The sequence below is a fragment of the Pseudomonas gebzensis genome, assembly GCF_034427815.1.
Taxonomy (GTDB): domain Bacteria; phylum Pseudomonadota; class Gammaproteobacteria; order Pseudomonadales; family Pseudomonadaceae; genus Aquipseudomonas.
In genome coordinates this window covers 1-26,237 of record NZ_JAXQNS010000002.1, presented here as the reverse complement: position 1 = coordinate 26,237, position 26,237 = coordinate 1, and the positions used below count along the sequence as shown (strand labels likewise).

Here is a 26,237-nt window from a genome sequence, read left to right as displayed (position 1 = left end):
ATAAGGTGATGCGATGGAGGTGAGATTATCGATTGACCGATCGATAAAACAGCGTAAAAAGTGGGTACTAACTATCGAATATCCTGTTTATTTGTCGGCACACGCCATGGTGACGCGCAGCCGCAGCACTTCCCGGTTGAAGCGTGCGGTCACGTTTGCCTGCTGTCCGGCATCGACGCTGACCCGCCGTACCCTCGGCGCTTCCGGGCCATTGCGCAGGGTTACCTTGCAGGCGGCTGCGGTTTGCCCGTAGTTGTTCAGGGTGACCGCAGCCATGTCAGGGGCGGTGTCGAAAGCAGTGAAATCGACCTTCACCCCGTCGAGTCGTTTTTCCACATCGATCGGATAGGCTGCGGCCGCCAGCGGCAGGCACAGCAGCAGTGACAGGCAGTATCTATTCATGGGCGCGCTCCTTGAAGCGCGCAGCTTAGGCCATCAGGAGAGCAAGATGAAAGCGCCCCGTGTCACCCTGGATCAGTGGCGAACCCTGCAGGCGGTGGTCGATCATGGTGGCTTCGCCCAGGCCGCCGACGCCCTGCACCGCTCGCAATCGTCGGTGAGCTATACCGTCGCCCGCATGCAGGAACAGCTCGGCGTGCCGCTGCTGCGCATCGATGGCCGCAAGGCCGTGCTCACCGAAGCTGGGGACGTGCTGCTGCGGCGCTCGCGCCACCTGGTCAAGCAGGCCAGCCAGCTCGAAGACCTGGCCCACCACATGGAGCAAGGCTGGGAAGCCGAGGTGCGCGTGGTGGTCGATGCCGCCTACCCCAGCGCGCGCCTGGTGCGCGCGCTCAGTGCCTTCATGCCGCAGAGCCGCGGCTGCCGGGTACGCCTGCGTGAAGAGGTGCTGTCGGGGGTGGAAGAGGTGCTGCACGAAGGCATCGCGGACCTTGCCATCAGCAGCTACAGCATCGGTGGTTACCTGGGCAGCGAGCTGAGCGCGGTGGAGTTCGTGGCCGTGGCCCACCCCGAACACAGCCTGCACCGCAGCGGTCGCGAGCTGACCTTCCAGGACCTGGAAAGCCAATTGCAGGTGGTGATTCGCGATTCGGGCCGGGCGCAGCCGCGCGATGTGGGCTGGCTGGGCGCCGAGCAGCGCTGGACCGTTGGCAGCCTGGGCACCGCCACCACCTTCGTCAGCAGTGGCCTGGGCTTTGCCTGGCTGCCGCGGCACATGATCGAGCGCGAGTTGCGCGATGGCGTGCTCAAGCCCCTGCCGCTGGACCAGGGCGGCAGCCGCCACCCCCTGTTCTACCTGTATTCGAGCAAGGAAAAGAGCCTGGGGCCGGCCACGCAGATTCTCATCGAGCTGCTGCGCAATTTCGACACCGCGGCGCTGGATGTGCCCTTTGCAGCGCCGGCGCAGGCGTGAAAGGCGGCGTCTTTATCAAGCGCCGGCTCGAAGGGCGCCTGCCGGGGGCAGAATCCAGAGCCCGCCGCTTGCCCGGCGCCTGGGCGACCCTGTGCAGCCCAGCCCGCCGCACTTAAAGGCCACTTCGCCCCCGCTCATGAGCATCCTGCAGCAGGCGCCCCCATGAGTGGCCCGGGCGGAACATGGCGGCAACCTCCACTGTCCGAGACGTATGACCGCGATCAACCACGCTGACACTGGCTGACCGCCACAAAGGCCAGCGGCACCAGGGAAATCGGCCGCTGATCGCTCGCGGACCTGCATGCACGGTGTCGGAAACGCCGCAGCCCACCGCGCAATAGCCTGTAGAAAGCACAGGTCGCATCACCCCGAGAGAGGATCATTTGCGTCTGCCGGGCTGGCAGTTCGTGTCGAATCCCGGCAGGCTATGCCGCCAGATCGACCCTCTTGCGCTGGGCTGCCTGACAGCGACATTTATCTCACAAGGACTTCGCGCCCATGCTGAAAAAACTACTGCTCGCCACCTGCTCCCTGGCCCTGGCCACCAGCGTCATGGCCTCCGACAAGACTCCGCACGTGCTGCTCGACACCAGCTTTGGCCCGGTGGAAATCGAGCTCAACGCCGAAAAGGCGCCGATCAGCACCAAGAACTTCCTCGGCTATGTGGACAGCGGTTTCTACAACAACACCATTTTCCACCGCGTGATCCCGGGCTTCATGGTTCAGGGCGGCGGGTTCACCGAGCAGATGCAGCAGAAAGACACCAAAGACCCCATCCGCAACGAGGCTAGCAATGGCCTGAAGAACGCTCGCGGCACCCTGTCCATGGCGCGCACGTCCAACCCGAACTCGGCCACCAGCCAGTTCTTCATCAACGTGGCCGACAACGAGTTCCTCAACCCGGGCCGTGACGCCGGCTACGCGGTGTTCGGCAAAGTGACCAAGGGCATGGAGGTGGTCGACCAGATCGTCCGCTCGCCGACCACCACCAAGAAAGGCATGGGCGACGTTCCATCCGATCCGGTGTTCATCAAGTCGGCCAAACGCATCGACTGACCGCTGGTTGCACACGGACGTGCACCCGCCTTGCGGCCGCAATGACCAGGAGTGCTGTGACCCATGCTGTACCGCCGTTTCGAGCAACTGATCGACATCTTCCGCGAGGCCCCCACCGAGGCCCCGCCGAGCAAGGTGCTGCCGTTCTACCTCTATTACATGCGCCAGGTCTGGCCGAGCTTTCTCGCCCTGCTGGTGATCGGCCTGATCGCCTCGCTGATCGAAGTGGCCATGTTCAGCTTCCTCAGTCGCATCATCGACCTGACCCAAGGCACGCCCAACGTCAACTTCTTCAGCGAGCACAGCGGCGAGCTGATCTGGATGCTGGTCGTGGTGCTGGTGGCGCGGCCGATCTTCTTCGGCCTGCATGACCTGCTGGTGCACCAGACCATCAACCCCGGCATGACCAGCCTGATCCGCTGGCAGAACCACACCTATGTGCTGCGCCAGAGCCTGAATTTCTTCCAGAACGACTTCGCCGGGCGCATCGCCCAACGCATCATGCAGACCGGTAACTCGCTGCGCGACTCGGCGGTGCAGGCGGTGGATGCGCTGTGGCATGTGCTGATCTATGCGATCACCTCGCTGGTACTGTTCGCCGAGGCCGACTGGCGGCTGATGCTGCCACTGCTGGTGTGGGTCGTCGGTTACATTGCCGCGCTGTGCTACTTCGTGCCGCGGGTCAAGGCGCGCTCGGTGGTCTCGTCGGAGGCCCGCTCCAAGCTGATGGGGCGCATCGTCGACGGCTACACCAACATCACCACGCTCAAACTGTTCGCCCACACCGACCACGAGCAGCAGTACGCCCGCGAAGCGATCCGCGAACAGACCGAGAAGACCCAGCTCGCCTCGCGGGTAGTGACCAGCATGGACGTGGCCATCACCAGCCTCAACGGGCTTTTGGTCGTCACGACCACGGGTCTGGCGCTGTGGCTCTGGTCGCACTCGCTGATCAGCGTCGGCGCCATCGCCCTGGCCACAGGCCTGGTGATTCGCATCGTCAACATGTCAGGCTGGATCATGTGGGTGGTCAACGGCATCTTCGAGAACATCGGCATGGTCCAGGACGGCCTGCAGACCATCGCTCAGCCGGTCACCGTCAGCGATCAACCCAATGCCCCCGCGTTGCAGGTCAGCCGCGGCGCGGTGCACTTCAAGCAGGTAGACTTCCATTACGGCAAGGCCAGCAACGTGATTCAGGGGCTGGAGCTGAACATTCGTCCCGGCGAGAAGATCGGCCTGATCGGGCCATCGGGGGCTGGCAAGTCGACGTTGGTCAATCTGCTGCTGCGCTTGTACGACATCCACGGTGGGCAGATTCTCATCGATGACCAGAACATCGCCGAGGTCAATCAGGCCAGCCTGCGCGCGCAGATCGGCATGATCACCCAGGACACTTCGCTGCTGCACCGTTCGATCCGCGAAAACCTGCTGTATGGCCGGCCCGAGGCCAGCGAGACCGAGATGCTCGAAGCGGTGCACCAAGCGCGGGCCGATGAGTTCATTCCAGTGTTGTCCGACGCCGAAGGCCGCATGGGCCTGGACGCCCATGTCGGCGAACGCGGGGTGAAACTGTCCGGCGGCCAGCGCCAGCGCATCGCCATTGCCCGGGTGCTGCTCAAGAACGCGCCGATCCTGATCATGGACGAGGCCACCTCGGCGCTCGACTCCGAGGTCGAAGCGGCTATTCAGGAGAGCCTGGAAACGCTGATGCAGGGCAAGACCGTGATCGCCATCGCCCACCGTCTCTCGACCATCGCGCGCATGGACCGGCTGGTGGTACTGGAAAAAGGCCGGATCGTGGAGATGGGTAGCCATGCCGAACTGCTGGCGCACAAAGGCTTGTACGCGCGGCTGTGGCAGCACCAGACGGGTGGTTTTGTAGGGGTGGATTGAACCTCGCGGGAACGGCCGACCGGCCGTTCCTACCCCGGTTTGCGGTAGGGCAATAGTGTTCGCGCTTGTTCGGCATACCCCAGCACCCCTTCCCGCTCTTCCTTTAGAAAGTTCTCCACGGCGTTGTGCAAGCCGGGATGCAACAGGTAATGCCACGACCGCGTGATCACCGGCTCGAAGCCGCGGATCAGCTTGTGCTCACCCTGAGCACCGGCGTCGAAGCGGTGGATGCCCTTCTCGATGGCGAACTCCATGCCCTGGTAGAAACAGGTCTCGAAATGCAGCCGGTCGAACTCGTCCAGGCAGCCCCAGTAACGACCGTAAAGCGTTTCATCACCCAGCAGGCTCAGGGCCATGGCCACATCGCGGCTGCCCTGGCGAGCGATGGTCACGTGAATGGCCTCGGGCATGCGCTCGGCGATCAGGCTGAAGAATTCACGGGTCAGATAAGGGGCGCGGCCGCGCACGGTGTACGTGTTGGCGTAGCAGTGGTAGATGAAGTCCCATTGCACCTGCGTCAGCTCGGAGCCTGTGAAGCGCTCGAAGGCGATGCCCTGCCCCGCCACCTGCTCGCGCTCCTTGCGCATCTGCTTGCGCTTGCGTGAGCTCAGGGTGTCGAGGAAATCCTGAAAATCCCGGTAGCCACGGTTGCGCCAGTGGAACTGGCAGCCCAGCCGCTCCAGCCAGCGGGATTGCGCGCCCATGAGCCGATCCAGGGCCGGCTCGGTGAAGTTGAGGTGGGCACTCGATAGCTGGCCTTTGTTCAGGTACTCCGGCAAAGCCTGTAGCAGCAGCTGGCCGTCCTCGGGGGTTCGGCTCATCAGCCGCGGCCCGGTCACCGGGCTGAACGGCACGGCGCCGAGCAGCTTGGGGTAATAGGCGATGCCGGCACGCTCGCAGGCCTCGGCCCAGCCGTGGTCGAACACGTATTCGCCGAACGAATGCCACTTGCGATACGCCGGCAGCAGCGCGCAGACCTCGCCGTCACGCTCCAGCACCAGGTGCTCGGCGGCCCAGCCGGTCTGCCGGCAAACGCTGGCGCTGTCTTCCAGGGCGCTGAGAAAGGCATGCCGCAGAAAGGGTTGGTCAGGCGGCACCCATGCATCCCAGGTACTCGCGGGCAGGTCGTGCAAGTGGGCAAGGCTGTGCAGGCTGATCACGGCGACTACTCATGTGGGAAATGCATGTAGGAAGTTTCAGCAGTATCACGGAACAACCCACCCTGACTCAAACCTTCAATCGCTCTCTTAACCGCAGCGCCATCATTCAGACACGATTCTGTAATACCCCCCCGCAATACTTGCGCCTGTTTTCCGGAACTCGAGAAACCTGTCTATTCAGGGCCTTTCCGGTAACTGCCAACTTTGATGGGGGTAGGCGCTTGAGCCTCCCCACACTTTCCAACGGGAGAACTGTATGCGCGTTGTTTCTACACTTACCGGAGTCAGCCTGACCGGCCTGCTGCTGGCCCTGAGCACTCCGGCCAGTGCTGCCGTCGACGCCAAGCTGCTCGAAATGCTGCGGGCCAATGGCTCGATCAATCAGGCGCAGTACAGCGAACTGCAAGCGGATCTCGCCACCGAAAACAAGGAAAAAGCCGCGCAGAAAGCCCAGGTCGAACGCGCCAGCTCCTTCGAACAGAAAGTCGCCTGGGCCGCCAAGACCCAGGTCAAGGGCGACGTGCGTCTGCGCTATGAAGACGTCAACGTCGACAACCCGATCAGCCGCAGCAACAACCAGGACCGCGAGCGCGTGCGTGCCCGCGTCGGTTTCTACAGCGAGATCAACCCGCAGGTCGACGCTGGCGTGCGCATCGCCACCGGCAGCAGCGCCGATGGCCGCTCGACCAACCAGAGCCTGGACAACTACTTCGAGAAGAAATCCCTGTGGGTCGACTTGGCCTACCTCGACTGGCACCCCACCGGTATCCCCAACCTGCACCTGGTCGGCGGCAAGATGCCTCAGCAATGGGTGAGCATGGGCGACATCATCTGGGACAGCGACCTGAACCCCGAAGGCGTGGCCGTGACCTACAAGCACAACGTCGGCAGTGCCGAAGTATTCGGCAGTGCCGGTCACTACACCCTCAAGGACAACGTCGATGGCGACGGCGTGCAGTTCAAGCACGACGCGCAGCTGTACCACGCGCAGCTGGGCACCAAGTTCGCCGCCACTGACACGCTGAAGTTCACCGTGGGCGCCAGCCTGTTCGCCTTCGACAACGACAAACCGTCCGCCTTCCTGCGCGCGTTGGGCAACACCACCGATGAATTCCAGCTGGTCGAAGGCTTTGGCCAAGTGGACTACACCGGCCTCGCCATCCCGCTGTCAGCCTACGGCCAGTACGTGAAGAACACCGAAAGCACCGACGGCAAGGACCAAGCCTGGCTGACCGGCGTAAAGACCAAGCTCGGCGCCTGGAGCCTGGACTACAACTACCGCGACGTGCAGCGTAACGGTGTGGTCAGCGCCTTCACTGACTCGGACTTCGGCAACGGCTTCACCGGCTCGCGCGGTCACAAGGTCAAGGTTGGCTACGAGATCGACAAGAACTTCTCCCTCGGCGCGGCCTACCTGATGGCCAAGACCGACTACTCCAACCTGCCCAACAGCAACGCCAGCGTCGACACGCTGCAGGTCGATCTGGAAGCGAAGTTCTAAGGTTCGTAGCACCCTCGCGGTACGACAGCGGGAAGCGCCGGTTCCATCCGGCGCTTCCCGTTTTTTTGCTGGGTTGTTTTACCGGTCGCGTGGGGTGGCTGCTGCTAGGTTTTTTTGAGTAGTGGGCTTGGGTTTTGGGGATTCAGACGAGGGACTTGGGTTGCCTGGGGTGTTCAGATAAGAAGAGCAACGGCAACGGCAACGGCAACGGCAACGGCAACGGCAACGGCAACGGCTCACACTGGGCGCTTTGGGTAGCGGTCTCGCCAGTTCTGCAGAAAGGATGAGGTCTAGGTAGGAGCCAACTGCCTTTCATGAAGGGCTGACAAAGGGCCAGATCAGGTCTACGTCGGCAGCATACGGTCTCCTATCCATAACCGCATCGCGCAAGGCAACGCGGTCCGTACAGGAGCGAGCTTGCTCGCGATGGGCGGCAACGATTACGAGAACGTCTGACGCAGCGCGGTGCCTGGGCCTTTTTCGCGAGCGAGCTCGCTCCTGCAAAAGGCTGCGGCCCGAGCCAAACGGCTGCGGCTCAAGCCAAATTGCTGCCATTCCAGCCCACTCTGTTGGTTGCGACTGCAGCCCATTCTGTAGAAGCGGCCGGTCCGGCGCTCCGGTCAGTCGCGATGGCCAGCGAAGCCGGCCCAACCAAGGCAACACCGATCAGCGGGCAAAAACCGGCAGCCCCTGCCTGAGCCTAACCGCACGCCTCCACCCGCCGAAGCGCTCAACGTTTGCGCAACAACACACTACCAATCGAATAGCCCGCACCGAACGAGCTGAGCACACCCAACGCACCCGGCTGCAGGTCATCCTGATACAGATGGAAAGCAATGACCGAGCCAGCCGAGCTGGTGTTGGCATAACGGTCAAGGATTACCGGCGCCTCGGCTTCACTCACCTCACGGCCCAGCAGCTTCTTGACGATCAGATGATTCATGCTGAGGTTGGCCTGGTGCAGCCAGAAGCGCTGCACGTCACTGGGCTGCATGCCGTTGTCACCCAGGTGCTGAGCAATCAGTTCGGCCACCATCGGACACACCTCGCGGAACACCTTGCGCCCTTCCTGCACGAACAGCTTGTCGGCATCGGCGGCGTGGTCTTCAGCTGCGCGGTTGAGGAAGCCGAAATTGTTGCGGATGTTGTTGGAGAACTGGGTCAGCAGGCGGGTGCTGACGATGTCGAACTGGTGCGGCGAGGTGGCTTGATCCTGACGCTCGATCAATACCGCCGTGGCGGCATCACCGAAGATGAAGTGGCTGTCGCGGTCACGGAAATTGAGGTGGCCGGTGCACACCTCCGGATTGACCACCAGCACCGCGCGGGCCTGACCCAGCTGCACGCTATTGGCGGCGGTCTGGATGCCGAAGGTGGCCGAGGAACAGGCCACGTTCATGTCGAAGGCAAAACCCTGAACGCCCAAGGCATCCTGGACTTCAATGGCGATGGCCGGATACGGCCGTTGCAGGTTGGAACAGGCGATGATCACGCCATCGACATCGGCGGCGGTGCGCCCGGCACGTTCGAGGGCCTGCCTGGCGGCAGCCACGGCCATCTGGCAAAGCACCGAGGGCTCGTCGTTGCTGCGCTCGGGCAGGTTTGGCTTCATGCGCTGCGGATCGAGAATCCCGGCCTTGTCCATGACATACCGGCTCTTGATGCCCGACGCCTTCTCGATGAAGGCCGCGTTGGATTCACCCCACGGCTCGACCTCGCCGCGCTCGATGGCCTCGGCCTGCTCGCGATTGGCCTGCTGCACCCAGGCGTTGAAGGATTCCACCAGTTCTTCGTTGGAAATGCTCTGGGCCGGGGTGTACAGGCCGGTGCCGCTGATTACGACGTTATGCACGGTCGTTCCTCTGATCTATGGCCGGCACCCGACGTAGGGCCGACGCGAAACACGCCAGGATGCTGGCACGGTGGTGCCAACTGTAAACCGTGATACGCCCGGGCAATCGTGATGCCGTGCACCCCAAATAAAGGTGCATCGAGTGGGCCTGTCTTGCAGTCCTGATGCTTGGCTCAGACGCCAAACACTGCAGCGCAGTGCCGATCGATTCAGTGAACAGCCACACAGTGAAACCGGGGGTATCCGTTCAAGCGAAAACTGTCCTCAGTCTGCCATAAATTGCCGGGATCAACCTTCGACCTGGGTCCATTGCTTACCCAGGCGCTTGTCGGAAATCGGCACTTTGGTGCTCAGCTGCTGAGCAAACAACGACACTCGGTATTCTTCCAGCCACCAGCGGTACTGGACCAGTTGCTCATCGCGCTTGCCCTCTTGGGCGTGCTTGTCGGCGCGGGCCTTGTACTGCGCCCACAGGCTACTCAGTTCGCCACTCCAGACGCGGTCTTTCTGCACCTGGGCGCCGAGCTTTTCCAGGCGCAGTTCAATGGCCTTGAGGTAGCGCGGTAGCTCCTTGAACCAGGCTCCTGGCGTTTCACGCACGAAACCTGGATACACCAGGTTGCTCAGTTGCTGGCGGATGTCATTGAGCGACACCGCCTGGCTGAGGTCGATCTTGCCCTTGAAGCGCTTCTGCAGCCCGTGCCAGAGCTTCAGCACGTCCAATGTCTGCCGGGCCAGGCGCTCGGCGTGCTCGGCCCAGCCGCCGCGCTTGCGCTCGGCCAGTGAGGCCAGCGCGGCGCCCTCGCGTGGCAGGTCGGTTTCACCCTCCAGAATGCAGCTGTCGAGGCTGGCCAGCAGAATGTCTTCCACCAGCGCATCCAGGCGCCCCAACTCGCGGTACAACAGCCCCAGCTCGGTCAGCCCCGGCAATTTGCCACGCAGGAACTTGGCGGGCTCGGCCAACTGCTGCAACAACAGGCGTTGCAGGGCACGCCGATGCTGGAACTGTGCTTCGGCCGAGGTCGAGAAACGGCCTTCGCGCACGGTGCCGTTGTCTTCGACCAGGGCCGGGTACACGGTCAGTGACAGCCCGGCGATCTTCTGCTGGGTGGTCTGCGCCACTTGAGCGAAGGCCTTGGCCTGCACCGGTTGCTCGGCTTTGTCGGTACGCGGCAAGGCCAGCGCCGCCTGGCTCGCCGCTGCAAAGCGGGCAGTCAGCGCGGCCAGGTCGCGGCCTTCGCCGAGGAACTTGCCCTGACCATCGACCACCTCGATGTTCATCCGCAGGTGGCCTTCGACCAGCGCCACGGACTCGGCCCAGGCCTCGTCCGAGACCCGCGCCCCGGTCATGCGCAACAGCTCCTGGCCTAGTGTCTGGGGCAAGGCGCCTTGGCCAAAGCTCAACCGCGCCAGGGCGGCCTTGACGAAATCCGGCACTGGCACAAAGTTCTTGCGCAGCGCTTTGGGCAGGTTACGCACCAGGGCCACGCACTTGGCCTCCAGCAGGCCAGGTACCAGCCACTCCAGGCGATCGCCCGGCAGGCTCGGCAACAGCGGCGCCGGGACCCGCACGGTCACACCGTCACGAGGATGGTTGGGCTCGAAGTGATAGGTCAGCGGCAGGCGCAAGTCGCCCACCTTCAGGCTGTCGGGGTATTGCGCGGCGGTGACTTCGCTGGCTTCGCGGGCCAGCACGTCCTCCTCGCGCATGATCAGCAGATCAGGCTGCTGCTGGCTGGTCATGCGGTACCAGGCGTCGAAGGTGGCGGTCTGGTGAATCTCTGCCGGCAGGCGCGCTTCGTAGAAGCCGTACAGGGTTTCCTCATCGGCGAGAATGTCGCGACGGCGGGCCTTGGCTTCGAGCTCATCGAGCTGTTCGAGCAAGCGTTTGTTCGCCGTCAGGCATTTGGCCCGGGACTGAATTTCGCCGCCCACCAAGCCTTCACGAATAAACAGCTCGCGCGAGACCACAGGATCGATCGGCCCGAAATGCACCGGCCGGCGCCCCACCACGATCAGCCCGTACAGAGTGATTTGCTCGAACGCCACCACCTGCCCGCGCTTCTTTTCCCAGTGCGGCTCGAAGTGGTTCTTCTTGATCAGGTGCCCGGCCAGTGGCTCGATCCAGTCCGGCTCGATCTTCGCCACCATGCGCGCGTACAGCTTGGTGGTTTCGACCAACTCGGCGGCCATGATCCACTGCGGACGTTTGCGACCGATTCCGGACGATGGATGCACCCAAAAGCGCCGCTGCCGCGCGCCTTGGTAATCGCCCTCTTCGGCCTTCTGCCCGATCTGGCTGAGCAGGCCGCTGAGAATCGCCTTGTGCATGCGCGCAAAATCAGCCGGGTCCTTGTTCACCGTCAGCTGCAGATCACGGCAGATCAGCGCGAGCTGGCGATGCGAATCGCGCCACTCGCGCAAGCGCAGGTAGTTGAGGAACTGTTTGCGGCACCAGGCGCGCAGCGGGCTGGCCGTCAGCGCCTGGCGCTGCTCTTCAAAGCCGCGCCACAGGTTGACCAGCGCGGCGAAGTCCGAATCGGCGTCCTTCCACTGCGCGTGCGCCTGATCGGCGGCCTGCTGACGCTCGGGCGGGCGCTCGCGCGGGTCTTGTACCGACAACGCACTGGCCACGATCAACACTTCCTGCAGGCTGCCCTGGCGCGCGCCCTCAAGCAGCATGCGGCCCAGCCGCGGGTCGATCGGCAAGCGCGCCAGTTGGCGGCCCAATGGCGTGAGCTGGTTCTCGCGGTTAACGGCTGACAGCTCTTGCAACAGGTTGAAACCGTCGGTGATGGCCTTGCCATCGGGCGGTTCGATGAACGGGAATGCGTCGATCTTGCCCAGGCGCAGGTGCAGCATCTGCAGGATCACTGCGGCCAGGTTGGTGCGCAGAATCTCGGGGTCTGTGAAGGCCGGCCGGCCGTTGAAATCCTCTTCGCTGTAGAGCCGAATGCAGATACCCGGCTCGACCCGGCCACAACGGCCTTTACGCTGGTTGGCGCTGGCCTGCGACACCGCTTCGATAGGCAGGCGCTGCACCTTGGCGCGGTAGCTGTAGCGGCTGATGCGTGCGGTGCCACAGTCGATCACGTAGCGAATGCCGGGCACCGTCAGCGAGGTTTCCGCCACGTTGGTGGCCAGCACCACGCGCCGCCCTGGGTGTGACTGGAAAATCCGCTGCTGCTCGGCTGGCGACAAGCGTGCATACAGCGGCAGAATCTCGGTGTGGCGCAGTTGCGCCTTGCGCAGCATCTCGGCGGCGTCACGAATTTCCCGCTCGCCCGGCAGGAACACCAGCACGTCGCCCGGGCCTTTGCGCTCGCCACGCTCGTGCGCGGCGATTTCGTCCAGCGCCGCGAGGATGGCTTGGTCGACGGTGAGGTCGTCGTCCAGCGCATTGCCCTCTTCGTCCTGCTCGCGGGTCAGCGGCCGGTACCAGGTGTCCACCGGAAAGGTACGCCCGGACACCTCGATGATCGGCGCGTCGTCGAAGTGCTTGGAAAAGCGCTCCAGGTCAATGGTGGCCGACGTGATGATCAGCTTCAGCTCGGGGCGCCGATGCAACAGCGTTTTCAGGTAGCCGAGCAGGAAGTCGATGTTCAGGCTGCGCTCGTGGGCTTCGTCGACGATGATCGTGTCGTAGCGTTCGAGCAGGCGGTCATGCTGGGTTTCGGCCAGCAGGATGCCGTCGGTCATCAGCTTGACCAGGGTATTGGCGTCGCTCTGGTCTTCGAAGCGCACCTGATAGCCCACCAGCCCGCCCAAGGGCGTGCCCACCTCTTCGGCGACCCGCGCGGCCACGCTGCGCGCCGCGATTCGCCGTGGCTGGGTGTGGGCGATCTGGCCATGCCGACCGCGTCCCAGTTCCAGACAGATCTTTGGCAGCTGAGTGGTCTTGCCGGAACCGGTTTCGCCGGCAATCACCAGCACCTGGTGCTCGGCCAGCGCCTTCTTGATGTCCTCGCGCTTGGCGGCGATGGGCAGGCTGTCGTCATAACGGATGACGGGCACGCTCTGCTCGCGGGCGACGACCTGGGCACAGGAGGCCTGGACCTTCTCCACCCACTGCGCCAAGCGTGCTTCATCCGGGCGCTTGCGCAGGTCGTGCAACTGCCGACGCAAGCGGTGGCGGTCGGCAATCATGGCGTGGTCGAGGTTGTTCAGCAACTGGTCGATGGCGTGATCTGTCATGGGTCTCGGGAGGCGGCAGGCCTGGCCTGCTGGGGCATGATCGGCATTCATAAGCGCGCGATTGTCGCAGATTTATGCCTGTTCGGCACAGCGCAGGCAAGAACGGAGGGCGTGGGCGGGGTCAGCAGGTGCGGGAGGCGATAGAGCGGTTCGGCGCTCCGATCCACCCGCGCAGGTTCGAGACCTGCCAGGCGAGTGAATCGGCCGAAGGGTCGAGCGATCAGGCGCTTTTCTTCACGCCCAGTTTCTTCAGTTCCTCATCGCGCAGCTCGCGGCGCAGGATCTTGCCCACATTGGTGGTGGGCAGCGAGTCGCGGAATTCGATATGCCGCGGCACCTTGTAGCCGGTGAGGTTGGCGCGCATATGCTCCATCACCTGCTCCTTGGTGAGGGTCATGCCGGGCTTGAGCACCAGGAACACCTTGATCACCTCACCCGATTTCTCGTCCGGAATACCGATCGCAGCGCATTGCACCACCCCTGGCAAACCGGCCATGACGTCTTCGAGCTCATTGGGGTACACGTTGAAGCCTGAGACCAGGATCATGTCTTTCTTGCGATCGACGATGCGCATGTAGCCGTCGAGCTGGATCAGGGCGATGTCGCCCGTTTTCAGCCAACCCTCGCTGTCGAGGATTTCCGCAGTGGCCTCATCGCGCTGCCAGTAGCCTTTCATCACCTGCGGGCCCTTGACGCACAACTCTCCGACCTCGCCCAACGGCAGCTCGGCGCCGCTGTCATCGATGATCTTGCACAAGGTGGAAGGCACTGGAATGCCGATCGTGCCCACCTGATTGTTCTCTGCCGGATTGACCGCCGCCACCGGGCTGGTTTCGGTCATGCCGTAGCCTTCGCAGATGGCGCAGCCGGTAACGGCCTTCCAGCGCTCGGCAACGCTCAGCTGCAAGGCCATGCCGCCCGAGAGGGTGATCTTCAGCGCCGAGAAATCCAGGGCGCGGAACGCCTCGCTGTTGCACAGCGCGACGAACAGCGTGTTCAGGCCCACGAAGCCGCTGAACTTCCATTTGCGCAGCTCCTTGACCATGGCCGGCAGATCGCGCGGGTTGCTGATCAGCACGTTGTGGTTGCCGATCAGCATCATGGCCATGCAATGGAAGGTGAACGCATAGATGTGGTACAGCGGCAGCGGCGTGATGAGGATCTCGCAACCTTCCTTGAGGTTGGCCCCCATCAAGGCGCGGCATTGCAGCATGTTGGCGACCAGATTGCGGTGGGTGAGCATCGCGCCTTTGGCCACCCCAGTGGTGCCACCGGTGTATTGCAGCACGGCCACATCATTGGAGGCCGGGTTGGCCTCTACCACGGTCTGACCACGGCCCTTGGCCAGGGCGTCGTTGAAGCGCACGGCCTTGGGCAGGTGGTAGGCCGGGACCATCTTCTTCACGTACTTGATGACACTGTTGATCAGCAGGCGCTTGATCGGCGGCAGCAGGTCGGCCACTTCGGTGACGATGACGTGCTTGACCTGGGTCTTGGGCACCACTTTTTCCGCCAGGTGCGCCATGTTCGCCAGGCACACCAAGGCCTTGGCCCCGGAGTCCTTGAACTGATGCTCCATTTCCCGCGCGGTGTACAGCGGGTTGGTGTTGACCACGACCAACCCGGCGCGCAGCGCGCCGAACACGGCCACGGGGTACTGCAGAACGTTGGGCAACTGCACGGCGATGCGGTCGCCGGGTTGCAGGTCGGTGTGCTGCTGCAGCCAGGCGGCGAAATCGCCAGACAAGGCATAGAGCTCGCCGTAGGTCAGGGTCTTGCCGAGGTTGCTGAACGCGGGTTTGTCGGCAAAGCGCTGGCAGGATTGCTTGAGGACCGTCTGGATGTTGGGAAATTCTTCAGGATCGATCTCGGCCGCGATGCCGGCCGGATACTTGTCCTTCCAAAAATGTTCGATCATGGAGCCCCACTCCTTTTGCTACAGCGAAGTCTCACGCGTTCATGCGCTTATTATTGGGAAATGATGGTGGTTGACTGCAACCAGATCATCGAAAGCGCGCCGAGAGTACCAGCTTTGCAAAAGGCCGACCACATGCGATCAAGGGCCAATCGGTCATAAAAAGGACTAGGATGTCACTTTTGGTCACACCCATCCAAGGTGCTGTGCCTTGCCGGGATAGCGGCTGTGAGCCCCGAGCCAGCGCCGCTGGTGCTGACTCGAAGCCTGCGCGATCCTGGCTTCACACCAGATCGCGTAGCTCGCGCCGCAGGATCTTGCCCACCGGCGTCATGGGCAGCGACTCACGCACCACGATCTGCCGGGGCACTTTATAGGCGGTGAGGTGGGTTTTGCAGTAGGCCTTCAGGTTTTCCACATCCAGCCCACCCTCACGGGCCACCACGAACAGTTTCACCGCCTCGCCCGTACGCTCGTCGGCCACGCCGATGGCCGCACAGTTGACGACTTGCGGATGGCCCATGACCACCTCTTCCACCTCATTGGGGTACACGTTGAAGCCTGAGACGATGATCATGTCTTTCTTGCGATCGACGATGCGGGTGAAGCCGTCCGGGTCGATCACAGCGATGTCGCCGGTCTTCAGCCACCCTTCGGCATCGAGGGTGTCGGCGGTGGCCTGGGGTTGCTGCCAGTAGCCCTTCATCACCTGTGGCCCCTGGATGCACAGCTCACCTGGCGAGCCCAGCGGTTGCTCGTGACCGTCGTCGTCGATCACCTTGAACGCAGTACCGACCACCGGCATGCCGACGGTGCCCAGGCGAGCCATCTGGCCATAGGGATTGGTGCTGGCCACCGGCGAAGTTTCGGTCAGGCCATAGCCCTCGACGATGCGGCAGCCGGTGAGGCTTTCCCAGCGTTCGGCCGTGGCCTTGACCAGCGCCGTACCGCCCGAGTTGGTGACCTTCAGCGCCGAGAAATCCAGCGACTTGAAGCCGGGGTGGTCCATCAACGCCACGAACAACGTATTAAGCCCCAGCAACGCAGAGAACCGCCACTTGCCCAGCTCCTTGATGAACGCCGGAATGTCGCGAGGGTTGCTGATCAGCACGTTGTGGTTGCCCGTGACCATGATGCACATGCAATTGGCGGTGAAGGCATAGATGTGGTAAAGCGGCAGCGGCGCGATCATGACCTCGCGCCCTTCCTTGATCATCGGCTGGCCATCGGGCCCGTGCTGGGCGAAACAGGCCAGTACCTGCAGCATGTTGGCGATCAGATTGCCATGGGTGAGCATGGCGCCCTTGGCCGGGCCGGTGGTGCCGCCGGTGTATTGCAGCACAGCGATGTCGTCACGGGTTTGCGCCACCGGCGTATGCGTGGCGCTGCGCCCCTCGCGCAGCGCTTGCTTGAAGGCAACGGCCTGGGGCAGGTGGTAGGCGGGCACCTTCTTTTTCACCTTGTCGACCAGCAGGTTGATCAGCCAGCCCTTGGCAGCGGGCAGCAAATCACCCAGCTTGGCTTCGATCAGGTACTCGAGCCCGGCATCTTGATGCACCTCCTGTACCCGATCCCCGAACAGGTTCAGGTACACCAGCGCCCGCACGCCTGCATCACGAAACTGGTGACGCATTTCACGCGCGGTATACAGCGGGTTGGTATTGACTACCACCAGCCCGGCGCGCAGCGCGCCGAACACGGCGATCGGGTATTGCAGCACGTTGGGCATCTGCACCGCGATGCGATCGCCCGGCTTGAGTGTGGTGTGCTGTTGCAGCCAGGCGGCGAAGGCTGCGCTATGGCGCTCGAGGTCGGCGTAACTCAAGGTCACGCCCAGGTTGCTGTAGGCGGGGCGATCAGCGAAACGCTTGCAAGAGCGCTCGAATACCTCGACTACAGAGGCGTATGCGTCGAGGTCGAGTGTGGCGGGTACTCCTGCCGGACGTTTGTCATTCCAGAAGTCGGCGTGCATTTATTATTGTTCCTTTGCCTGGCGCTGTGCGGTCGGTAGGGCGAGGGCATGACCCTCGCGACACCCGGTTACCCGAGGGAAACCGGCATCCCATCGACGTTAGCACCTCCTACTCCCGCGGGCTGCGGCCATTAACATCGTGAATCGTATTTTCCCCGGGCAACGAATCCGCCCCCAGCGCATACACTCTGCTGGACGTCCTTCAGGAACCGCCATGCCCCACGAGGCTTTCTGGCTGCCCACCGAAACGCAGTGCCCGCTGTACGTCCACCAATGGCTGCCCACCACGCCGATCAAAGCGTGCGTGCTGCTGATCCATGGCATGGCCGAGCACGCCGGGCGCTACCAGCGCCTCGGCCAGGCGCTCAACCAAGCCGGCTACGCCCTGCTGGCCAGCGATCTGCGCGGCCACGGTCGCAGCGCCGAGTCCGGCACCCTGGGCCTGTTCGCCGAGCACGACGGTTGGCAAACCGTGCTCAACGACCTGGCTTTGCTCCACCGGCACATCGGCCAACGCTTTCCCGCTACGCCGCTGTTCATTTTTGGCCATAGCATGGGCAGCTACCTGGCGCAGGCCTATTTGATGCAGCACAGTGCCAGGCTGTGCGGGGCGGTCCTCAGCGGCTCGAACTACCAGCCAGCGGCACTGTATCGGGCCGCCGCGCTGATCGCGCGCCTGGAGACCTGGCGCCAGGGCAAGCTGGGCCAAAGCCTGCTGATCGAGCGGTTGTCGTTCGGCGCGTTCAACAAGGCGTTCAAGCCGCCCCGCACGGCCTTCGACTGGCTCAGCCGCGACGCTGAGGAAGTCGACCGCTACCTGGCCGATCCGCTCTGCGGCTTTCGCTGCCGCAACCAGCTGTGGCTCGACCTGATGCACGGCCTGGCGCAGATCAGCAGGCGCGATGCCCTGGCGCAGATCGACCGCACCTTGCCCATGCTGGTGATCGGCGGCGAATGTGATCCGGTCAGCGCTGGCAAGCGTCTCAATCACCTGGCTCACGCCCTGCGCGCCACCGGCCACCGGCAGGTGACGCTGCGCGTCTACCCCGGTGCACGGCACGAGCTGCTCAACGAAATCAATCGCGAAACGGTAACCGCCGATATACTCAATTGGCTGGAGCACGCGCAGGCCCTCGGTCGACCCGCGCGCAACGAGTGATCCACCTTTTTTGACCGCCCCGTTAAGGAACCCTGATGACCCAGGTCAGCAACACGCCCTACGAAGCCCTTGAAGTCGGCCAGACCGCCCGCTACGAGAAATCCGTCGAAGAACGTGACATCCAGTTGTTCGCCGCCATGTCGGGCGATCACAACCCTGTGCACCTGGACGCCGAGTTCGCGGCCAAGAGCATGTTCCGCGAGCGCATTGCCCACGGCATGTTCAGCGGGGCCCTGATCAGCGCGGCCGTAGCCTGCACGCTGCCAGGCCCTGGCACCATCTACCTGGGCCAGAAGATGAGTTTCCAGAAACCGGTGAAAATCGGCGACACCCTTACCGTACGCCTGGAAATTCTCGAAAAGCTGCCCAAGTTCAAGGTGCGCATTGCCACCAACGTCTACAACCAGAACGATGAGCTGGTGGTTGAGGGGGAAGCGGAAATTCTCGCGCCGCGCAAACAGCAGACCGTCGAGCTGGTCTCCCCGCCGAATTTCGTTGCCGGCTGAGCCGCATCGGCGCGCCCGCGCTCACCACGAGCAGCACGGTCGCACACAGCGCCCTCGCTGACAGCCATCTGGAGCCGCCCCTGGCGGCTATGGCACAATTGCCAGTATGACCACGCTTCCCCTCTGCTGCGACCCGATCCAATTCCACTGGCCATTGCCCCGCCCCATTCCTGGTGCGGTGCTGGCCAGTTGTGCGTTCGATCCCGCACGCCTGGCCAGCGACGACTTCCAGCGCGCCGGCATTGAGCACACCGCGCCTCTGCAACGGTCGGTGGCCAAGCGCCAGGCCGAATACCTTGCCGGTCGCGTGTGCGCCCGCGCCGCCCTGCAGCGGCTGGATGGTCGCCTCTATGTACCCGCCACGCAGGCTGACCGAGCACCGACGTGGCCTGCGGGCATTCATGGCTCGATCACCCACGGCAAGGGCTGGGCCGCTGCTGTGGTGGCCGCCGACGGCGCCTGCCAGGGCATTGGCCTGGATCAGGAAAGCCTGCTCGAGGATGACCGTGCCGAGCGCCTGGCCAGCGAAATCCTCACGCCTGCCGAACTGCAGCGCCTGGACCGCCAGTGCCTGGGCCTGACGGTGACCCTGACGTTTTCGCTCAAGGAAAGTCTGTTCAAGACCCTCTACCCGCTCACCCGGCAGCGTTTCTACTTCGAGCATGCCGAAGTGCTGGAGTGGTCAGGCGAAGGATTTGCCCGCTTGCGCCTGCTGACCGACCTGTCGGCGCGCTGGCACAACGGCGTGGAGGTCGAGGGACAATTTTGTCTTGCAAACGGTCACCTGTTGAGCCTGATCAGCGTTTGAAGCCCAGGCGAGAGGACAGGCGGTAGCAAGCAATTTATGTGCTGAAAAGCAACCGTAAAATTTCTTCGCTGCGGCACCATGACCCTCGAAATCGCCCAAAGCTGCTTGGGACAAGGCCTACAGCGAAGACCGATATTTCACTCACAAAATACCCACAAGGTTATCCACAGACCTCGCCTTGCAAACCCCCCGATACCGCATTATCTTGTATCGCAATTCACGCGAACCACTACATGTTGGGTTTCGCAGCAAATCGCAAACACAAGTCCAGACACGATTTCAAATGATTTTTCGGTCTGAACTTCAAGTGATTTCAGCAGACAAATCGCTCCTGCAGAGGTGATCGACGCAGCCCGCCAGGGCACTGGTCGGTCATAGGTGCCACGGCAGCGCCTGGCATCAGACGGCAACGGGTTACGGGCATTCCCGCAACCTTTGACTTCGGCCAGGGAGCGGCATTTGTTTGCCCCTAATTCCTGAGTCTGTCCCGAAGTCGGCACGCCCGAACGGGTCGATGCGCGCGCCGCATTGGCTTTTTGGGTAGCACGAGAACGTGGACAGAAACGGTGGGCGCCCATTAAGGCGCCCGAACACTATAGAAACTGTGGAGACACCCACCGATGCAAACCGACACAACTCGCGAGAACCCGCAGACCACGCAGCCCCACGGCGCCGATTCCAATCAGGATCTGGCTGCCACTGCGCCTGGCCAACTGCGCGTGATCAAGCGTAACGGCACCGTCGTCGCCTATACCGATGACAAGATCACCGTTGCCATCACCAAGGCGTTCCTCGCAGTTGAAGGTGGCACCGCTGCTGCCTCGTCGCGCATCCACGACACCGTCGCGCGCCTGACCGAGCAGGTCACTGCCACCTTCAAGCGTCGTATGCCATCGGGCGGCACCATCCACATCGAAGAAATCCAGGACCAGGTCGAACTGGCCCTGATGCGGGCCGGCGAGCAGAAAGTCGCCCGCGACTACGTGATCTACCGCGACCAACGCGCCAAAGAGCGCGCCACCCGCGCCACCGCAGAAACCGTAGTCGAGGCTCACCCGACCATTCGCATTACCCTGGCCGACGGCAGCAAGGCGCCGTTGGACATGGCTCGCCTGAACACCATCATCAGCGAAGCCTGCGAAGGCCTGGCCGAAGTCGACGGCGAGCTGATCCAGCGCGAAACCCTGAAAAACCTGTACGACGGCGTGGCCCTCAAGGACGTCAACACTGCCCTGGTGATGACCGCCCGTACCCTGGTCGAGCGCGAGCCGAACTACTCGTTCGTTACCGCCCGCCTGCTGATGGACACCCTGCGCGCCGAAGGCCTGGGCTTCCTTGAGGTGGCCGACAGTGCTACCCACCACGAGATGGCCGAGCTGTACGCCAAGGCCCTGCCGGCCTACGTTGCCAAAGGCGTGGAATTCGAGCTGCTCAACCCGGCCCTGAAAGACTTCGACCTGGAACGCCTGGGCCAGGCCATCGATCACGAGCGTGACCAGCAGTTCACCTACCTCGGCCTGCAGACCCTCTACGACCGCTACTTCATCCACAAGGATGGCGTGCGTTTCGAGCTGCCGCAGGTGTTCTTCATGCGTGTGGCCATGGGCCTGGCATTGGAAGAGCGAGACAAAGAAGCCCGTGCGATCGAGTTCTACAACCTGCTGTCGTCCTTCGACTACATGGCCTCGACGCCGACCCTGTTCAACGCCGGCACCCTGCGCCCGCAACTGTCGAGCTGCTACCTGACCACCGTGCCGGATGACCTGTCGGGCATCTATCACGCGATCCACGACAACGCCATGCTGTCGAAATTCGCCGGTGGCCTGGGCAACGACTGGACCCCGGTGCGCGCGCTGGGCTCCTACATCAAGGGCACCAACGGTAAATCCCAAGGCGTCGTACCCTTCCTGAAAGTGGTCAACGACACCGCCGTTGCCGTCAACCAGGGCGGCAAGCGCAAGGGCGCAGTCTGCGCCTACCTGGAAACCTGGCACCTGGACATCGAAGAGTTCATCGAGCTGCGCAAGAACACCGGTGACGATCGCCGTCGTACCCACGACATGAACACCGCCAACTGGATTCCTGACCTGTTCATGAAGCGCGTCTTCGACGACGGCCAGTGGACCCTGTTCTCGCCCAACGAAGTGCCTGACCTGCACGACCTGACCGGCAAGGCTTTCGAAGAGCGCTACGAGTATTACGAAGCCCTGACCGAGTACAACAAGATCAAGGTATTCAAGACCATCCAGGCCAAAGACCTGTGGCGCAAGATGCTGTCGATGCTGTTCGAAACCGGTCACCCATGGCTGACCTTCAAGGACCCGTGCAACCTGCGCTCGCCGCAGCAGCACGTAGGCGTGGTACACAGCTCCAACCTGTGCACCGAGATCACCTTGAACACCAACAAAGACGAGATCGCAGTCTGCAACCTGGGCTCTATCAACCTGCCGAACCACATCACCGACGGCAAGCTCGACACCGCCAAGCTGCAACGCACCGTGAACACGGCCGTGCGCATGCTCGATAACGTGATCGACATCAACTACTACTCGGTGCCGCAAGCGCGCAACTCTAACTTCAAGCACCGCCCGGTAGGCCTGGGCATCATGGGCTTCCAGGACGCGCTGTACCTGCAGCACATCGCCTACGGCTCCGACGCTGCCGTCGAGTTCGCCGACAAGTCGATGGAAGCGGTCAGCTACTTCGCCATCCAGGCCTCTTGCGACCTGGCCGACGAGCGCGGCGCCTACGAGACGTTCCAGGGTTCGCTGTGGTCCAAAGGCATCCTGCCGCTGGACTCGCAACAGATCCTGATCGAAGCACGTGGCGCCAAGTACATCGACGTCAACCTCGAAGAATCGCTGGATTGGGCGCCGGTCCGTGCCCGCGTACAGAAAGGTATTCGCAACTCGAACATCATGGCCATCGCGCCGACCGCGACCATCGCCAACATCACCGGCGTGTCGCAGTCCATCGAGCCGACCTACCAGAACCTGTACGTGAAATCGAACCTGTCGGGCGAATTCACCGTGATCAACCCGTACCTGGTCCGTGACCTGAAGGCCCGCGGCCTGTGGGACGCGGTGATGATCAACGACCTCAAGTACTACGACGGCTCGGTGCAGCAGATCGAGCGCATTCCGCAAGAGCTCAAAGACCTCTACGCCACCGCGTTCGAAGTCGACACCAAGTGGATCGTCGATGCCGCCAGCCGTCGCCAGAAGTGGATCGACCAGGCCCAATCGTTGAACCTGTACATCGCCGGCGCCTCGGGCAAGAAGCTCGATGTGACCTACCGCATGGCCTGGTACCGTGGCTTGAAGACCACCTACTACCTCCGTGCCCTGGCCGCGACCAGCACCGAGAAGTCGACCATCAACACCGGCAAGCTCAACGCCGTGTCCAGCGGCGGCGACAGCGCCCCAGCCCAGGCAGCCGGCCCCGCGCCCGTGCCAAAGGCTTGCGCGATCGACGAGCCGGATTGCGAGGCTTGCCAATAAGGCCAGACACCGCGCTGTGAACGTGGTCCATGCAGAAACGGCATCAGCCGCGACACACACGCTCCATGTAGGAGCGGCTATTGCCGCGATGGGCTGCACAGCAGCCCCAACCGCAGCAGCCGCCCCTCTCAGGCACCCCCTGAGACTGATACCTGGCCAGCGGCACCGCCCCTCGCGGCAGCGCTGCACCAACGCTACCCGATACAACAAACCGAGGCCCTAGACGCCTCGGTCGCCCCACACCGGGCTTACCTGATTTGCGTGCACTGCATTACCCCGACAAAGGGTCAGGAACCGCATCCCCTTTCAACGGCCCTCTCTGCACAGGGCCCTCAAGCAGGAGCATTCACCATGCTGAGCTGGGACGAATTCGATAAAGAAGACGGCGAAGCCGTCGCCAAGACCGCCACGCCGGCCCAGGCCGCCGCGACCGCGAACCTCGACCGCCTCGACAGCGCCGGTGACGCCGCCGCTCAAGAAGCCCGCGCCGCTACCGCGACCGACTCCGACGCCGTCAAGCGCGCCAAGGCCTCGCTGAACGACCTCGACATCGCTGAAGGCCTGGCCGAGCTCGAAGGCTCCGCCGCCCGCGTCGCGGTCGATGAAAAGCGCATGATCAACTGCCGCGCCGACCTCAACCAGTTGGTGCCCTTCAAGTACGACTGGGCCTGGCAGAAGTACCTCGACGGCTGCGCCAACCACTGGATGCCGCAAGAGGTCAACATGACCGCCGACATCGCCCTGTGGAAAAGCCAGGACGGCCTGACCGAAGACGAACGCCGCATCGTCATGCGCAACCTCGGCTTCTTCTCCACCGCCGACTCGCTGGTTGCCAACAACCTGGCCCTGGCCGTGTACCGCCTGATCACCAACCCGGAATGCCGCCAGTACATCCTGCGCCAGGCTTTCGAAGAGGCGATCCACACCCACGCGTACCAGTACTGCATCGAGTCGCTGGGCATGGATGAAGGCGAGATCTTCAACATGTACCACGAGATCCCCTCAGTCGCGAAAAAAGCCGCCTGGGGCCTGAAGTACACCCGCGCCATCTCCGACCCGGAATTCAACACCGGCACCCCGGAAAACGACAAAGAGTTGCTGCGCAACCTGATCGGCTACTACTGCGTACTGGAAGGCATCTTCTTCTACTGCGGCTTCACCCAGATCCTCTCGATGGGCCGCCGCAACAAGATGACCGGCGTCGCCGAGCAGTTCCAGTACATCCTGCGTGACGAGTCGATGCACCTGAACTTCGGTATCGACGTGATCAACCAGATCAAGATCGAGAACCCGCACCTGTGGGACTCGGCCATGAAAGACGAAGCCACGCAGATGATTCTGCAGGGCACTCAACTGGAAATCGAATACGCCCGCGATACCATGCCGCGCGGTGTACTGGGCATGAACGCGGCGATGATGGAGGATTACCTCAAGTTCATCGCCAACCGTCGTCTGACGCAGATCGGCTTGAAGGAAGAGTACCCAGGGACGACCAACCCGTTCCCATGGATGAGCGAGATCATGGACTTGAAGAAAGAGAAGAACTTCTTCGAGACGCGGGTGATCGAGTATCAGACCGGTGGGGCGTTGAGCTGGGATTGATCGTTCGAGCTTGATCTGAAAAGGCTGCCATTTTTGGCGGCCTTTTTTGTTGCTCAGGTCTTGTTGCGAGGGATTGGTTGATAGCAGTAGCCTGATCGACTTCGGCAGCCTCCTCCACGCAAGTCATTGTCTGGCGTCAAGCATCGAGAGAATGTCGCCGGGCGCTTAAGAACGCCTACATAGCGGTACTCCGTTCCCGTTAGCAGCGGCTCTCCGATTCAGGAAGGCCTGATATGGACAACCCATCCACTGGGATGCTCTTCACCCGCCACAATCGCCCCCTCCACACCCTCTGGCTCGACGCCCAAGCCTGGTTCTGTGCCCACGAACTGGGCCGTATGGCCGGCCGATTCTTCGATGAGCGCTGCATTCGCAAACTCGATCCTGATCAGCATCGCGTCATACAGCTGTTTCGCTATGGTCAGTGCAGCAAGACCACGATGGTCAGCGAGTCAGGCGCCTACACGCTACTTGCGCATCACTACATTCCCGAAAATCGCAGCCTCCGTCGCTGGCTCACCCACGAGGTAGTCGAGACGCTGCGTAGTCAGACGCTCGATAACGCTGGGCACTCGCCTCGCCTTGATTCGATGACCTGGCCGGGCGGTGATATGACGAGCTTGTTGTACTGGCGTAGTGAACCCTGGATGCGCATCAGAGACATGCCTAGGCTCATGGCCGTTGAAGACCGAGCAGGGTTTTCAAGCCAGTCAACTATGCGTTGGCTAGCACGTGCGTGTCAGGCGCTGAGATTTTCAACAACTGTGGGTCGATGAGCCGTACGACTCAAATCACCTCAGGATCGGGTCGCGAAGCGGCCCGATTGTATGCAGGACTGCTAGCTGGGATGAGGCGAGACGGTCCATCCCGTCAGTCTTTCAAAACCGGATGTGAAGCTTGATCTGATCGCGGAACGGGTGTGGGCTAGGCAGAGCCTTCATGATGCTGTGAAAAAGGGAATTGAACGCTCATGAGGTGCGTTTTCGAGTGTGCGTAAGAGCTGCTATAGTCACTCTTATCACTCATAAGACGTGTTTAAGCAGGCCTTAAAATGACTGTATTTCCCCTAGCTTGTTCCGACAGGCTAATGAAAATAGGCCTTCTGGCCAAAACCAGGCGCTTGGAACGCAAAATTCGCCAGAAAGACCTCTCCGCGCAATGCGGCTTATCCGTTACCACACTGGCCAAAATAGAGGCTGGCGCACCGACTGTGGAGATGCGCAGCTACATGATTGCGCTGTGGTACCTCGGTTTACTCAATGAGATATTCCAAGATGTGCCCATGTCCTCCCCCGCATCATTTGCCACTGAACATAGGGTGCGGCTTAGAAAAGTGACCGAAGAAGACTTTTGATCAGAAGCGGTGAAACTTGTAATGTCTAGGCACAGGCTGGCCCTTCTGCTGCCTCCAAATCCGGTGCAAAGCGCACTACAGTCACCCAATGAATATTCTCGCCTGATAAGACAGGACGCCAGATGACATCCCTACATCAAACACCTCTTAGCGACGAGACCCTCGAAAACCTGGAAAATCAGATTCCGGCAATGGCCGCTGCGGCGACTCGGCTTGCGTATTTTCAAGCGCTAGCGGCTGGACATACAGTGGTCACAATCGAGCAAAACCGTTTTATCGCCACGCACGCGGATGGGCGCGTTGAAGTGCTGGCGGAGGCCAAGCCGAGCATGAAGGTGACGATGGGCCAGCGCTTCGGCGTGCGGAAATTCAATGGGCGCGCCTAAGCTA

The 26,237-nt window shown here is 62.3% G+C and carries 18 protein-coding genes; 12 read left to right on the top strand and 6 right to left on the bottom strand.

Annotated elements, in window-relative coordinates:
• Positions 1–87: 87 nt before the first annotated feature.
• A complete protein-coding gene (locus SJI00_RS04145; RefSeq protein ID WP_322460487.1) occupies positions 88–402 on the bottom strand; it encodes a 3-phosphoglycerate kinase in 315 nt (104 codons plus the stop codon).
• Positions 403–448: 46 nt separating this feature from the next.
• On the opposite strand from SJI00_RS04145, the gene SJI00_RS04140 reads away from it, so the two are divergent.
• The 3 genes from SJI00_RS04140 (at position 449) to SJI00_RS04130 (ending at position 4,324) form a co-directional block, all read left to right on the top strand.
• The gene (locus tag SJI00_RS04140) at positions 449–1,372 is read left to right on the top strand and encodes a LysR family transcriptional regulator (protein WP_322460486.1); all 924 of its coding nucleotides are present in this window, start codon (positions 449–451) and stop codon (positions 1,370–1,372) included.
• 498 nt (positions 1,373–1,870) lie between these two features.
• A complete protein-coding gene (locus SJI00_RS04135; protein WP_322460485.1) occupies positions 1,871–2,428 on the top strand; it encodes a peptidylprolyl isomerase in 558 nt (185 codons plus the stop codon).
• Positions 2,429–2,491: 63 nt separating this feature from the next.
• Positions 2,492–4,324 carry an ABC transporter ATP-binding protein gene (locus SJI00_RS04130; protein WP_322460484.1) on the top strand — a complete coding sequence of 611 codons (1,833 nt, stop codon included), beginning with the start codon at positions 2,492–2,494 and terminating at the stop codon, positions 4,322–4,324.
• Between the two features lie 29 nt (positions 4,325–4,353).
• On the opposite strand, the gene SJI00_RS04125 is transcribed toward SJI00_RS04130, so the two are convergent.
• Positions 4,354–5,484 carry a GNAT family N-acetyltransferase gene (locus SJI00_RS04125; protein WP_322460483.1) on the bottom strand — a complete coding sequence of 377 codons (1,131 nt, stop codon included), beginning with the start codon at positions 5,482–5,484 and terminating at the stop codon, positions 4,354–4,356.
• A gap of 256 nt (positions 5,485–5,740) precedes the next feature.
• Between SJI00_RS04125 and SJI00_RS04120 the strand changes: the two genes are divergently transcribed.
• Complete coding sequence (locus tag SJI00_RS04120; RefSeq protein WP_322460482.1) at positions 5,741–6,985, top strand: putative porin; 1,245 nt, start codon at positions 5,741–5,743, stop codon at positions 6,983–6,985.
• Between the two features lie 730 nt (positions 6,986–7,715).
• Here the strand turns inward: SJI00_RS04120 and SJI00_RS04115 are convergent.
• The 4 genes from SJI00_RS04115 to fadD2 form a co-directional block, all read right to left on the bottom strand.
• The gene (locus tag SJI00_RS04115; protein ID WP_322460481.1) at positions 7,716–8,837 is read right to left on the bottom strand and encodes a beta-ketoacyl-ACP synthase III; all 1,122 of its coding nucleotides are present in this window, start codon (positions 8,835–8,837) and stop codon (positions 7,716–7,718) included.
• Between the two features lie 288 nt (positions 8,838–9,125).
• Positions 9,126–13,031, bottom strand: a complete 3,906-nt coding sequence (gene hrpA / locus SJI00_RS04110) for an ATP-dependent RNA helicase HrpA (protein WP_322460480.1) — start codon at positions 13,029–13,031, stop codon at positions 9,126–9,128.
• Between the two features lie 220 nt (positions 13,032–13,251).
• The gene (gene fadD1, locus SJI00_RS04105) at positions 13,252–14,949 is read right to left on the bottom strand and encodes a long-chain-fatty-acid--CoA ligase FadD1 (protein WP_322460479.1); all 1,698 of its coding nucleotides are present in this window, start codon (positions 14,947–14,949) and stop codon (positions 13,252–13,254) included.
• A gap of 280 nt (positions 14,950–15,229) precedes the next feature.
• Entirely contained in the window at positions 15,230–16,918 is a 1,689-nt protein-coding gene (gene fadD2 / locus SJI00_RS04100) for a long-chain-fatty-acid--CoA ligase FadD2 (protein WP_322460478.1), read from the bottom strand.
• Positions 16,919–17,132: 214 nt separating this feature from the next.
• Between fadD2 and SJI00_RS04095 the strand changes: the two genes are divergently transcribed.
• From SJI00_RS04095 to SJI00_RS04060, 8 genes are all read left to right on the top strand, one after another.
• Complete coding sequence (locus SJI00_RS04095; protein WP_322460477.1) at positions 17,133–18,077, top strand: alpha/beta hydrolase; 945 nt, start codon at positions 17,133–17,135, stop codon at positions 18,075–18,077.
• Between the two features lie 35 nt (positions 18,078–18,112).
• On the top strand, positions 18,113–18,583 hold the full coding sequence (locus SJI00_RS04090; protein ID WP_312936237.1) for a MaoC family dehydratase: 471 nt from the start codon (positions 18,113–18,115) through the stop codon (positions 18,581–18,583).
• 106 nt (positions 18,584–18,689) lie between these two features.
• Positions 18,690–19,391, top strand: coding sequence for a 4'-phosphopantetheinyl transferase family protein (locus SJI00_RS04085; protein ID WP_322460476.1), 702 nt, complete (start codon positions 18,690–18,692; stop codon positions 19,389–19,391).
• A gap of 620 nt (positions 19,392–20,011) precedes the next feature.
• On the top strand, positions 20,012–22,891 hold the full coding sequence (locus SJI00_RS04080; protein ID WP_322460475.1) for a ribonucleoside-diphosphate reductase subunit alpha: 2,880 nt from the start codon (positions 20,012–20,014) through the stop codon (positions 22,889–22,891).
• A gap of 351 nt (positions 22,892–23,242) precedes the next feature.
• Positions 23,243–24,493 (top strand): ribonucleotide-diphosphate reductase subunit beta, encoded by a 1,251-nt coding sequence (locus tag SJI00_RS04075; RefSeq protein ID WP_322460474.1) that lies wholly within the window; start codon positions 23,243–23,245, stop codon positions 24,491–24,493.
• A gap of 233 nt (positions 24,494–24,726) precedes the next feature.
• On the top strand, positions 24,727–25,269 hold the full coding sequence (locus SJI00_RS04070; protein ID WP_322460473.1) for a BRO-N domain-containing protein: 543 nt from the start codon (positions 24,727–24,729) through the stop codon (positions 25,267–25,269).
• Between the two features lie 275 nt (positions 25,270–25,544).
• Positions 25,545–25,847, top strand: a complete 303-nt coding sequence (locus tag SJI00_RS04065) for a helix-turn-helix domain-containing protein (RefSeq protein ID WP_322460472.1) — start codon at positions 25,545–25,547, stop codon at positions 25,845–25,847.
• A 122-nt stretch (positions 25,848–25,969) separates the two neighbouring features.
• Positions 25,970–26,233, top strand: coding sequence for a hypothetical protein (locus tag SJI00_RS04060; RefSeq protein WP_322460471.1), 264 nt, complete (start codon positions 25,970–25,972; stop codon positions 26,231–26,233).
• Positions 26,234–26,237 lie beyond the last annotated feature (4 nt).